This window comes from Thalassospira sp. CH_XMU1420-2, assembly GCF_037029325.1.
GTDB classification, from domain to species: domain Bacteria; phylum Pseudomonadota; class Alphaproteobacteria; order Rhodospirillales; family Thalassospiraceae; genus Thalassospira; species Thalassospira povalilytica.
Genome location: NZ_JAYMEG010000003.1, coordinates 215,040 through 227,813 on the forward strand (window position 1 = coordinate 215,040; position 12,774 = coordinate 227,813).

At 55.3% G+C, this 12,774-nt stretch carries 11 protein-coding genes and 3 tRNA genes; 1 reads left to right on the plus strand and 13 read right to left on the minus strand.

Translation table 11 applies throughout. The annotated features are described in order from the left end of the window. Positions 1-55: 55 nt before the first annotated feature. Both WA429_RS10625 and parE read right to left on the minus strand, forming a co-directional pair. The gene (locus WA429_RS10625) at positions 56-640 is read right to left on the minus strand and encodes a hypothetical protein (protein ID WP_206927407.1); all 585 of its coding nucleotides are present in this window, start codon (positions 638-640) and stop codon (positions 56-58) included. A 171-nt stretch (positions 641-811) separates the two neighbouring features. Further along, a complete protein-coding gene (parE, locus tag WA429_RS10630) occupies positions 812-2,794 on the minus strand; it encodes a DNA topoisomerase IV subunit B (RefSeq protein ID WP_101245992.1) in 1,983 nt (660 codons plus the stop codon). Between the two features lie 293 nt (positions 2,795-3,087). On the opposite strand from parE, the gene WA429_RS10635 reads away from it, so the two are divergent. Then, entirely contained in the window at positions 3,088-3,513 is a 426-nt protein-coding gene (locus WA429_RS10635) for an acyl-CoA thioesterase (RefSeq protein ID WP_068518417.1), read from the plus strand. Positions 3,514-3,606: 93 nt separating this feature from the next. Here WA429_RS10635 and WA429_RS10640 read toward each other — a convergent pair whose 3' ends face one another. From WA429_RS10640 to WA429_RS10690, 11 genes are all read right to left on the minus strand, one after another. Beyond that, positions 3,607-4,614, minus strand: a complete 1,008-nt coding sequence (locus tag WA429_RS10640) for a dipeptidase (RefSeq protein WP_101245993.1) — start codon at positions 4,612-4,614, stop codon at positions 3,607-3,609. A 50-nt stretch (positions 4,615-4,664) separates the two neighbouring features. Beyond that, entirely contained in the window at positions 4,665-5,429 is a 765-nt protein-coding gene (locus WA429_RS10645) for an ABC transporter ATP-binding protein (RefSeq protein ID WP_068518415.1), read from the minus strand. An 8-nt stretch (positions 5,430-5,437) separates the two neighbouring features. Next, positions 5,438-6,280, minus strand: coding sequence for an ABC transporter ATP-binding protein (locus WA429_RS10650; protein ID WP_101245994.1), 843 nt, complete (start codon positions 6,278-6,280; stop codon positions 5,438-5,440). A 2-nt stretch (positions 6,281-6,282) separates the two neighbouring features. Next, complete coding sequence (gene nikC, locus WA429_RS10655) at positions 6,283-7,206, minus strand: nickel transporter permease (RefSeq protein WP_068518413.1); 924 nt, start codon at positions 7,204-7,206, stop codon at positions 6,283-6,285. A 2-nt stretch (positions 7,207-7,208) separates the two neighbouring features. Beyond that, entirely contained in the window at positions 7,209-8,276 is a 1,068-nt protein-coding gene (locus WA429_RS10660) for an ABC transporter permease (RefSeq protein ID WP_250283149.1), read from the minus strand. A gap of 16 nt (positions 8,277-8,292) precedes the next feature. Continuing rightward, positions 8,293-9,882, minus strand: coding sequence for an ABC transporter substrate-binding protein (locus WA429_RS10665; protein ID WP_250283151.1), 1,590 nt, complete (start codon positions 9,880-9,882; stop codon positions 8,293-8,295). 462 nt (positions 9,883-10,344) lie between these two features. Then, positions 10,345-10,421: transfer RNA gene (locus WA429_RS10670), tRNA-Asp, on the minus strand. Between the two features lie 183 nt (positions 10,422-10,604). Then, positions 10,605-10,681, minus strand: a tRNA-Asp gene (locus WA429_RS10675). Between the two features lie 425 nt (positions 10,682-11,106). Continuing rightward, positions 11,107-11,183 (minus strand) — tRNA-Asp (locus WA429_RS10680). 267 nt (positions 11,184-11,450) lie between these two features. Continuing rightward, the gene (locus WA429_RS10685; protein WP_228195980.1) at positions 11,451-11,954 is read right to left on the minus strand and encodes a transcriptional regulator; all 504 of its coding nucleotides are present in this window, start codon (positions 11,952-11,954) and stop codon (positions 11,451-11,453) included. A 47-nt stretch (positions 11,955-12,001) separates the two neighbouring features. Further along, entirely contained in the window at positions 12,002-12,496 is a 495-nt protein-coding gene (locus WA429_RS10690; RefSeq protein WP_068519226.1) for a response regulator, read from the minus strand. Positions 12,497-12,774: the final 278 nt, after the last annotated feature.

Genomic DNA, 12,774 nt, shown 5'->3' on the forward strand with positions numbered 1-12,774 from the left:
ATTACCGGTTCTCACCAACATGTTGATCGCTGACTGATTGTTTAGGCAGCCCGGATCAGCAAACCGTCTGGAACGGGCTGCAGAAACGGTCATCGTCATTGTTGCGGATATGGCGCGGGAACAGTTGGTAGCTTAGCGTGTCGGCATTGGCAAACAGCTGGCTTTCAAAGTTTTCAGGCACAAAACGCGCCCGGGTTTCAGAGATGACATTATCGCCGGAGCAAAAGCCGAACCGCACAATCAGGCGATCAGAAATGTGTTCCATGCCGCCGGTTTGCGGGTTGGTGCAGATCGCATCGCCAAAGGTGTTTTGCGACGGGTTGACCACAGCCACCAGCCGGTTTTCCGGTTTGATGGTTTCATTTGCCGAAATATCGGCGGGATCGGTGACAAAGCGCAGGCGCGGCGCAAAGCCGTGATTGGAAAGTGCATCGGTCCATGTTTTGGCCGGAAGGCTGTTGGCCGGATCAACGATTTCAAGCAGCATGACCTGACTTGGCGCGCCGGTGGTCTTGAAGCTGTGGACTTCGGTGACCTTGTAATTGGGCGCTTCGATCAGGGCGGCACTGCACCCGCCAAGCAAAAGCAACGCCGTGCCGGTCGCGGTCGGCAAAAAACGGGAAAATGCGCGCATGTTCATTGGACAAGTCCTTTGACAGCTTATCGGGCAAGATAGCCTATCACATTGCAGGCGTGATCACCCGGTCTGAAAGATATGACGGTCATTAAGGCGCGCTTTTGCGGCGATGCTGTGGCGGGGCCAATAAAAAACCCGGCACACTGGCCGGGTTTTTCGCAATCGGTTTGCCGATCAGACGTCGATATCTTCGACGAAGCGGGCATGTTCCTGAATGAACTGGAAACGCAGTTCCGGTTTCTTGCCCATCAGGCGGGTGACCAGGTCCTTGGTCTGGCCGCGTTCATCGGGTTCGGCCGCATCGGGCAGGGTGACACGCAGCAATGTCCGCTTTTTATGCGCCATCGTGGTTTCACGCAGCTGTTGCGGGGGCATTTCACCCAGACCTTTAAATCGGGAAATCTCGACCTTGTTCGGGTTCTTGAACTCGGTGCTCAGGATGACTTCCTTTTCGGCGTCATCCATCGCATAGATCGATTTTCCGCCCTGCGTCAGACGATAAAGCGGCGGCATCGCCAGATAGAGATGGCCGCTTTCGATCAGACCGGGCATTTCCTGATAGAAGAAGGTCATCAGAAGTGATGCGATATGCGCGCCGTCAACGTCAGCATCGGTCATGATGATGATGCGTTCGTAGCGCAGGTCATTGAGGCGGAAATCGGACCCGGAACCGCAGCCAAAGGCCTCGATCATGTCCTTGATTTCCTGGTTGGCCATCATCTTTTCGCGGGTGGCCGAGGCAACGTTCAGGATTTTACCGCGCAGCGGCAGGACGGCCTGTGTTTCACGGTCACGGGCCTGCTTGGCAGAACCACCTGCCGAGTCACCCTCGACCAGGAAGATTTCAGTGCCAGCGGCAATTGAGCGCGAGCAGTCGGCAAGTTTACCCGGCAGACGCAGGCGGCGGGTCGCCGACTGACGTTTGGTTTCCTTTTTCTCCTTGCGGCGCTGGCGTTCCTCGGCGCGCAGGATGATGCGTTCGAGCAGACGTTTGGCGTTTTCGGTGTCCCCTGTCAGCCAGTGGTCGAAATGGTCGCGGACCGCGGTTTCAACCAGTTTGGTAGCATTCTGGGTGCCGAGCTTTTCCTTGGTCTGACCCTGGAACTGCGGATCGGGAATAAAGACCGACAGCATGATGCAGCCGCCGCCAAACACGTCTTCGGCAGTGATGGCCGCGGCCTTTTTCTGACCGACCATGTCGCCATAGGCTTTGATTGCCTTGGTCAGGGCATAGCGGAAACCGGCCTCGTGCGTGCCGCCAAGCGGGGTCGGGACGGTGTTACAGTAAGAATGGAAATAGCCTTCGCCGCTTTCGGGCCAGCCAATTGCCCATTCAACACGTCCGGGACTGTCGGAAAATTTGGCTTCGCCGGCGAACGGGCGTTCGGTGACGAGTTCGCGGCCCTCAAGCGTCATTTCCAGATAGTCGAGAATCCCGTTCGGGAATTTCAGGACTTCCTGCTGCGGGGTCGGGTCATCACTTGTCAAAAGCGACGGATCAACCGACCAGCGGATTTCAACGCCCTTATAGAGATAGGCCTTGGACCGCGCCATGCGGAAGATGGTGCCCGGTTTGAGTTTGGCGCGGGCGCCAAAAATCTCGGGATCGGGTTTGAAAATGACCGTGGTGCCGCGGCGGTTATTGATCGCACCGCCATCCTGAAGCGGCATCTGCGGCACACCGCGGGAATATTCCTGGAATACCATTTTGCGATCGCGGCAGACCTCAACCCGGAATTTCTCGGTCAGGGCGTTCACGACAGACATACCCACGCCGTGCAAACCGCCCGATGTCTCATAGGCCTTGCCCGAAAACTTACCACCGGAATGCAGGGTGGTCAGAATGACTTCAAGGGCGGATTTGTCGGGGAACTTCGGATGCGGATCGGTCGGAATACCGCGGCCGTTATCGCGGACAAGTACGGTATTGTCCGGTTTCAGTTCCAGTTCGATCCAGTCCGCGTGGCCAGCGACCGCTTCGTCCATGGAGTTATCCAGGATCTCTGCGACCAGATGGTGCAGGGCCGCATCATCGGTGCCGCCGATATACATACCGGGGCGGCGACGCACAGGCTCCAGGCCTTCGAGAACCTCGATGTCCTTGGCGGAATAGGCTTTGTCTGTGGATTGGTTTGAATCTTCAAAAAGGTCGGTCATGCCCCGGAACGCAACTTCTTTTATTGTGTTAAAACAAGGTCCAACAACGCATATCTGTTGATCGATATTGAGCGTTGGATGCCTCGGCGCTAAACGAGTACCATATGTTCGATGGTTCGTGCCACATGTCGGTTAGCACGGACCATAAAAATGTGTTTTCAAGTCCAATGCAAGTGGTGGTCTTTGCCAAAGATCACATTTTTAAAGCTGCGGCGCAGAAAACCGAGACCGGGAGGTCCAATAAAAAAATATGCACGTCTTTTTTCAACGTGCCCGAAACAGGAGTGAGCCCGATGGCGACAGAGAATGAGCAAACACACGTCAGCGACAATACGATGCCGCGTGGCGATCTTTGTACCCGGACATTGGCAATGCCCGCCGATACAAACCCGAGCGGGGATATCTTTGGCGGCTGGCTGATGTCGCAGATGGATATTGCCGGGGGTGTTCTGGCAAGCCAGATCGCCGAAGGCCGAATTGCAACCGTCGCGGTTGACGGCATGACCTTCCTGCGTCCGGTTTATGTCGGTGATACGGTTTGCGTGTATGGCGATATCGAACGGATCGGCAATACATCAATCGTTCTGCATCTCGAAGCCTGGGTACTGCGCCGCAACCAGCCGCCACGCATCAAGGTCACCGAGGCCACCTTTACCTTTGTTGCCATCGACGCCGAAGGCCGCCCGCGTCCGGTACGCTCCGACGAAGCCAAGGTCTGAGCCAAAGCGCGCATTTCAGAAAACAAAGGCCCCGCCTGAGACACTCGGGCGGGGCTTTGTCATTTATGGCGACTGGCAGGGTCGCGAAGGCTGCTACCAGCTTGCCTTGGCAACACGGATGAAGTTTTCACCCATGATTTTATCGACATCATCGGTCGAATAGCCGGTTGCAATCAGGGCATCGGCAAGGGCAGGGAGTTTTTTCGGGTCAAATACCGCAGCACCGCCTGCGCCCGGGCCATAGCCGCTTGCGACCGGCCAGTAATAGGAACGGTCAACGCCATCGGGGAAGTCGTTGCAGCCGGCAACTTCGGGCATGGTATCAAGCCCGATGCCGACATGATCAACACCGACCAGATCGACCGCATATTTGATGTGGCGGATCATATCGGGGACTTCGGGGGCGTTGGGCGATTTGATGAAACGCTGGAAACCGCAAATGCCGATAACCCCGCCGGTATCGGCACAGGCCTTGATCTGTTCATCATCAACGCAGCGTTCATGACCGCCGAGAACCTTGGGATTGGCGTGGCTGAAGACCACCGGTTTGGATGATACCCGCATGATATCAAGCGAGCTTTGCCGTCCGGTATGGGAACAATCCATGATCATGCCATTGGCATTGACCGATTTGACCATTTCCACCCCAAGGTCGGTCAGGGGCATATCAACATCGTGACAGCCGCCCGCGACCGAGTTGTTGCGGTTATAGGCAAAGTGGATCTGCTTGACCCCCAGTCTGGCAAAGACAGGGATCATTGCGGGCATGTCTTGCAGCATGACCGAGCCTTCCAGATCGAAGCCGACGCCGAGCAGGCCTTTTTGCTTGGCGATGGCAAGATCGTCAAAGCTGTCGATCTGCATGTATTTGTCGGGATGGGCGGCGATCTTGGCGCGGAAGGCGGCAATGACGCGCAGAATGTGGGGGATGGTGTTCATGTCCATGCCGACATTGACACAGACATAATCCACGTTGCCCTTCACATATTCGTCCAGAAGGCTTTCGGGTGTTTTTTCATCCAAAGGCAGGCAGGCATGTGCATCCCAGGTAAAGCTGGGGCGATAGGTTGCCGGGCGCGATGGGTTGGTGGCAATCGTCATTCAAACAGGTTCCCGTTTCTTCGTTTGGTGTGGCGACGTGAAAGGGCGGATCAATCCCAATCGACAAAACTGTCAACCACAGCACGATCATAGCCGCCAGCAGCTTTGTAAAGCTGTTGGGAGTAGGGGTGTTCAAGCGACCCTTCGGCAAGTTGACCGGCGGTGGCGCGTTCGACAATGCGACCATGGTTCATGATGGCAATATCGTCACACATATGGGCCACAACCGCGAGATCGTGACTGACCATGATATAGGTCAGGCCCAGATCCCGGCGCAAACGGCTGAGAAGGTTAAGCACTTCGGCCTGAATGGACACATCAAGGGCCGATGTCGGTTCATCAAGCAACAGCACTTTGGGTTCAAGGATCAGCGCGCGGGCAATTGCCACGCGCTGACGTTGACCGCCGGAAAGCTGATGCGGGTAACGGAACCGGAAGGAGTTATCCAGACCGACCTGTTTAAGCGCCTCAACCACGCGGCTATCGGAATTGCCAAGACCGTGAATGTTGACCGGTTCGGTCAGGATGCGGTCAATGGTATGACGCGGATGGAGCGATCCGAACGGGTCCTGAAACACCATCTGGACAAGACGATAAAAGGCTTTGTCGCGGGTGGTGCCCAGTTCCTTGTTATTGACCAGAATATTGCCTTCCCAGTCGTCAACAAGGCCGGTAATGGTACGCAGGACCGTTGATTTTCCCGATCCGGATTCCCCGACCAGCCCGAATGATCCGTTTGCAGGCACAGAGATATCGACGTCCTTGAGAACGTGATGATCATCGAACCATGCGTTGAGTTTGCTGATTTCAATCATTGTGGTTCTTATCCTTCTGCCCAGCTTGCTTCGCGTTCAAGGATCGGCAGATCGGATTGATCGCCATCCATTTTCGGCAAGCAGTTCAAAAGGCCCTTGGTGTAGGGATGTTTGGCTTCGTGCAGGGCAGAAGCGGCCAGTTCTTCGACCACGTGGCCCTGATACATGACCAGAACCCGGTCGCAGAAGCTTGAGACCAGATGCAGGTCATGGCTGATGAAAATAAGGGCCATGCCGCGATCGCGCACCAGATCGTCAAGAATTGCCATTACCTGAAGCTGAACCGTGACATCAAGGGCCGATGTCGGTTCATCGGCAATGATCAGTTCGGGTTCGGGGATCAGCATCATGGCGATCATCACGCGCTGTCCCATGCCGCCCGAAACTTCGTGCGGATAGGAATTGAAGACGCGTTCGGGATCGCGGATTTTGACTGCTTCAAGCATATCAATGGCGCGATGACGGGCTTCTCTGGCGTTGACCTTGTGGTGTTCGCGATAGGCCTCGATGATCTGATCGCCAATGGTCATGACCGGGTTGAGCGAGTATTTCGGATCCTGCATGATCATGGAAATACGCGCGCCCCGCACCTTGCGCCATTGTTTGGGCGTCAGGTTGGCCAGGTCGACATCGTGGAATTTAAGCTCGTCTGCGGTGATGCGACCATTTGCCGCCGTCAGGCCAAGAATGGCCCGCCCGGTCTGGGACTTGCCCGAACCGGATTCCCCGACAATCCCGAGGCGTTCCCGCCCGAGGCTGAAGGACACACCGCGCACGGCATTGACCTCACCCTTGGGGGTGTTGAAGGTGACCTTGAGGTTTTTGACGTTCAAAAGGGGGTCGTTTGACATGATCAATCCCCTCCACGCGGATCAAGAACATCACGCAGGCCATCACCCAGAAGGTTGAAGCCAAGGCTGACGACGAAAATGGCAATACCGGGAACCGTGGCAACCCACCATTGTTCGAGCAGGAACTGACGACCGTCCGAGACCATCGCACCCCATTCGGGCATTGGCGGCTGTGCCCCAAGACCAAGGAAGCCAAGACCGGCGGCAATCAGGATCATGCCCGCCATATCAAGGGTAACGCGGACGACCAGCGAGCTCATGCACATCGGCATGATATGGCCGATGATCAGACCCATATTCGAGGTGCCCTGAAGGCGGGCGGCTTCGATGAAGTCGGATTTGCGCACCGTGATGGTTTCAGCACGTGCGATACGGGCATAGGGCGGCCAGGCGGTAATCGCAATTGCCAGAATGGCATTTTCAAGCCCCGGGCCAAGGGCCGAGACAAAGGCCAGTGCCAGGATCAGTTTTGGGAAGGCCAGAAAGATATCGGTGATGCGCATCAATGTCGCATCAACCCAGCCGCCAAAGAAACCGGCCGCGGTGCCGACCAGAAGGCCAAGCGGGGCGGCGGTAATGGCAACAAGGCCGACAATCAGCAGGGTATATTGCGCGCCGTAAATCAGACGCGACAGAATATCACGGCCCAGCTGATCGGTGCCGAACCAGTGATCGGCCCCGGGGGGCTGAATGCGGTTGGCAAGGTCGGCAGCAAGCGGATCATAGGGGGCCAGAAGGGGCGCAAAAATGGTGACAAGGATCAGGCCGATGACAATCGAAAGCCCGATCATGGCCAGCTTGTTTTCGGTGAATTTGATCCAGCCCAGCCACGCGCGGCCGCATTTTGCCTGAAGTCGCGAGCGGGGAGTATCGGAAGTCAGCCACTGTTTCAGGCCCGGTTTGGAGATGGTTGTTTGTGTATTCATGATTATCTCCGCGCTCTGGGATCGAGCAGGCGGTAAAGCACGTCAGACAGCATGTTCACGCCGATAAAGACCGCGCCAACGACAACCGTGCCGCCAAGAACCGCGTTCATATCGGCATTGAGCAGCGAGTTGGTGATGTAAAGACCAAGTCCCGGCCAGGCAAAGATGATTTCGGTCAGAACCGAACCTTCGAGCAGGTTGGCATAAGACAGCGCAATCACGGTCACCAGAGGCACCATGACATTGCCAAGCGCGTGACGCCAGATGATGCGATGTTCGGAAATGCCTTTGACCCGGGCGGTCAGGATATATTCCTGACTAAGCTGTTCGAGCATGAAGGACCGGGTCATGCGGGCAATATAGGCCAACGAGAAATAGGCAAGGATCGACGCGGGCAGAATGATATGGGATACCGCATTCCAGAACAGGTCCATGTCGCCTTCGATCAGGGTATCAATCAGCATCAGGCCGGTAGTTGGCTCGATAAAGTCGATATAAAAGGCGTCCAGACGTCCGGGGCCTGCGACCCAGTCGAGCTTCATGTAAAAGACCAGAAGCCCCATCAGACCGAGCCAGAAGATCGGCATGGAATAACCGGCAAGACCGATCACGCGTACGACATGGTCCGGCCATTTACCCTTGTTGATCGCGGCGAAAACGCCCGCGGGAATGCCAAGGGTAACACCAATGACGGTGGCAATGGTTGCCAGTTCCAGGGTCGCCGGGAAAACACGTTTAATGTCATCAAGGACGGCATTCGATGTCAAAACCGATTTGCCGAAATCCCCCTGCAGGACATTCGCAATATACATAAAGAATTGCTGCCAAAGCGGCAGATTGAGGCCCATTTCTTCGCGGACGCGGTCATAGACTTCCTGGGGGGCACGATCGCCGACTGCAGCCAGAACCGGATCGATGGGCAAAACGCGACCGATCAGGAAGGTGACAAGCAGCAGGCCGAAAAAGGTGATGGCGAGCGAGAAGACAATCCGCAGGAGGCTTCCTGCCTTGCCTGAAATGAGACGGGCGCGTTTGCGCCCGTCCCGTTGTTTGCGTGTAACAGCGGACATTACGACCGTTGTCTCCTTAGTCTTTGGTGACAAAACGATAGTAGTTGGTGTCGAATGACGGGCCGAGAACGAAGTTGTTCACGTTACCGCGCATGGACGCAATTTCAGTTTCCTGGAACATGATCACGAACGGACCATCAGCCAGAACTTTTTTCTGAAGTTCGATATACATCGCTTCGCGTTTCGCGTTGTCACGCTCAAGGATCGCGGCATCTGTTTCTTCGGTCAGGCTGCCGGGGTTCCAAGAGTTACGCCATGCCAGCGGCTTGGCCGATGCATCGTCGGAATTGTCCGGGTTCCAGGCAAAGGTGGATGCGTTGGTGTGCGGATCCTGATAATCCGGGCCCCAGCGACCGATATAGATATCGTGCTGGCGGGCGCGGTATTTGGTCAGGGTCTGTTTGTTGTCACCCGGAATGATTTCCAGATTGATGCCAGCCTGCGACCAGGTGGCCTGGATCGACTGGGCCATCGCCATAACAGCGGTCGTGTTACGGGTGTCCATGGTTACGGAAAAACCGTCAGCAAGGCCTGCTTCGGCAAGAAGCGATTTGGCTTTTTCGATATCGAGGCTGTAGGGGTTTTCGTTATAGGCGCCAAGGAAACCTTCGGGCAGGAATGCCTGATGGGTCTGAGCGCGACCAGCCATGATGGTTTCGGAAATACCCTTGTAATCGACGAGGTATTTCAGAGCTTCGCGGACTTTCGGCTTGGACAGATATTCGTTTTTCTGGGACAGGCCGAGATACCACAGAGCGCCTTTGCCCTTCGGCATGACTTTCAGATCTGCGTTGCCGGAAATGGCCGCAATCTGGTCAGCTTCAAGGTTGCGGGCGATATCAATGTCGCCTTTTTCAAGCAGGAGCTGCTGGGAGGCGGCTTCCTTGACGTTACGGATGATGACGCGCTTCATTGCTGGCGCGCCGTCCCAGTAATCTTCGTTGGCGGTCAGGCTAAGTGTTTCGCCCGGGGTCCATTTGTTCAGCTTGAACGGACCGGAACCGGCATAGTTGGTTTTCATCCATTCTGCGCCAAGGTCGCCATCGACTTCATGTTCGAGGACGAGTTTCTTGTCGACAACTGCACCAACGCCAGCGGTCAGGCAGTAGAGAACGAAGCTCGGCGCGTATGGCTGATCGACTTCCATCGAGAAGGTGTAGTCATCAATGACGCGGATCTTGTCCTTGACGTTTTCAGGCGTCAGGCCGAACTGGCCAAGAATGAATGCCGGTGAACCGTCAATCAGGATCACGCGCTGAAGCGAGAAGGCAGCGTCTTCTGCGGTCAGGTCATTGCCCGACGCGAATTTGATGCCTTTGCGGATGTGGAAGGTGAAGGTTTTGCCGTCTTCCGAAATGTCCCAGCTTTCTGCGACCTGACCGGAAATCTTTGAAACGTCTTCGTTGTCAAAGGTAATCAGACGGTCATAGGTGTTGCCTTCATATTCAAGGGCAGAAAACTCGAACATACCGGCAGGATCGAGTGTGATCATGTCGTCGATGGCGTTTGCCATCACAAGTGCGTTTTTCGGCGTTTCAGCCTGTGCCGCCAACGGCATGGTAGCGAGCGCGGTCCCCATGACCAGCCCTGCGATTAGTTTGCGCATGATGCGCCTCCCGTTTTGTTGTTGTGGGACTGCAGGCCAAGGCGAAGACCGATAGACAATCAAACAACAATCCGCAGGCGAGACGCCAATGGGTCAGCGCGACGGATCGCGGTCAATGCCTACAAGCCCAAAGTGGGGCGGCCTGCAAGTTTTTCGCTAAATGCCTGCGAAGCTGAGCATAATTTATACGATTAATCAATGACCAGACGGTCAGGATTGCCCCAAAACTGATCAATTCCGAAATTTGTTGCGGGATTTTCGTATAAAGGTTGAATTATTGCGCAGTTGTTACACGCAAATGTGGTTGTGACCGTCAGGATGGCGTCGGGGAGGTGGTTTTGCCCGCGATGCGGTGTGACCGCACAGCGAAAGCAAAGACGGAGAAAAAAGAGGAATAAAACAAAAAAGCACCAGCGGATAAACCGTGGTGCTTTTTTGAATGTCATTCCCATTGGGAGAGAATGGCGCGAGTGACGGGACTTGAACCCGCGGCCTCCGGCGTGACAGGCCGGCGCTCTAACCAACTGAGCTACACCCGCATGGTGTGTGGCGCGGTTTATATAAGGGGTGGTCCGGTCTGGCAAGGGCTTTTTGTCAGATTTTTCAAAGAAAAATAATGCCACCGGAAAGTGCCGTTTTGGCGCGGCTTTGAGCCGAAAACAAAAAAGCACCAGCGGATAAACCGTGGTGCTTTTTTGAATGTCATTCCCATTGGGAGGGAATGGCGCGAGTGACGGGACTTGAACCCGCGGCCTCCGGCGTGACAGGCCGGCGCTCTAACCAACTGAGCTACACCCGCATGGTGTGTGGCGCGGTTTATATAAGGGGCGGTTCAGTCTGGCAAGGGCTTTTTTGCAAAAAAAGGACAGTCGTATAAGACCGGCGATCCCGATCGGGAAAAAATGCCAGATATCAAAAGGTTGTGCGCGGTTTTATCAGCCCCGTCAGATGCCTGCTTATATGACCGATGGTGGCCGTCTGTACTGGGCCCAGACCCGATCAACGCGCAGTGCCAGGGCCAAGTCCGAAAAGTTGGCCAAAACAAACCCGGGGGCAGAAAAATCAAGATTGATGATCGTGATGGCGGCGGGAAATTGCCACTGGTCTGACCACCGGATGGTAAGGGGAGGTGGGAGCAGTGCGTTTGTATCGGGGATAAAAACAAAAAAGCACCAGCGGATGAACCGTGGTGCTTTTTTGAATGTCATTCCCATTGGGAGGGAATGGCGCGAGTGACGGGACTTGAACCCGCGGCCTCCGGCGTGACAGGCCGGCGCTCTAACCAACTGAGCTACACCCGCATGGTGTGTGGCGCGGTTTTTAGCAGCCACCCCATGGGGGCGCAAGCGGTTTTTGACCGGAATTTCAAATTTCTTTGTCGTTTCTTCTGTGGGTAGAAACCCGCCGTGATTGAGAAGCGTCAGGGTTCCGTTGTATCGGGCATTCCGGCATGCAGGCAGACGTCATGGTGCCGCGATACGGGGCGCAACGGACGGGATCAGGCAGGGATATTCGGATCGGGATCAGAAAGGCGGAAACGCAAACATGAAGGTTGCGTCTCCAGAAGCCTATTCGCGAGGCTGTTCGTAGCGTTCGGCGAGTTTGGTCAGGGCCGCAACAGTTGCCTGTTCAACGGTCGAGCCAAAGCCGGTCACGCGGCCCGCAAGAATGACATAGAGTGAGTCGATATGCAGCTGGATGACCAGCAGCTGTTTTTCATTGGCGGTGGTGCGGTCCGCCACGAAGTTTTCCATCGATTTGGCGATCTGCGTCATCAGCGGATACTGGAAGGTGCCACCAAGCGCCTTGACCGAATAGGCAAGGTCGGAGCTGGTCGCAACCGCATCCTGGCGTTTGGTTTTGTCGCCAAGCGCCTGAATGATCATGCGGCGGCAATCCATCAGATCCTTGCCGATATCACGCACAAAGGTTTCCGAGCTGCGCTGCACGACTTTTTCCAGCTCTTCGAGCTGTTCAGGCGACAGATTTATGTCAAAGCCCTTGACGAAGTTGACAGCCCGCCGCTTCAGGTCAGTCTGTGCGGGGATGATCTGAACATTCTTCTTTTTCATAGGCTCTTCCGGTTTCACGATTGCTCCGCTTCCCCAGTCATAATGGGTCATTCGTCAAGGCTCCTTCGGTCAGGGCCGTCGAACTGGACCTGTCTGCGGCGACGGTCGGGGCCGAAATACGTTCCGGTATTGATGAAACGTCTGGGCCGCGCGATCACCGACACCAGTCGGCTATAAAGTGCCTTGGCATTGAAGGGCTTGGCAAGAAATTCCGTAATGCCAAGGTCACGTGCAGTGGTCACGTAACGGTGTTCCGAATGTGCAGTCAGCATAATCACAGGAATGAACCTGTTGGGCGAATTGGTCGAATTGCGCATGACGTCAAGGAATTCAAGGCCATCCATGCCCCGGAGTCGCCATTCGCACACAACGATATCAATCTTTTCACTGCGCAGAACATCAAACGCGTCATTCGGTGTCTTTACGCGCTGAATGTGACTGGCGCCGAGATAGGCCAGCGTGTCGTACACTACTTGAGCTGAAATCTTGTCCCCGTCAACGATCAGAAAACTGATTTTACTAAAGTCGATTTTCGCGTTCATCCGGCCTCGTTTCCTGAGCATCATCACGAAATGCGTCGCTGTTCAGGGACCAACAGCAGCAAATCAATTCGGTTGCTGTTGTATAAACCCTTATACCTTTGTCTGGTTTCCAGCAAGGTCAAACCGCCCGTGAGAAGCCCCGAGAATCTGACAAATACTGACGCCGGACCAGCCGCTGGTTGTGAACAGAAAGCGCGATAGTCTTTTTTTTATTGGTGCTCGTACCCGAGTTGCACGCCCACCATATTGGGGGCTTTGGGCAATAGTAAAGGGGCTGA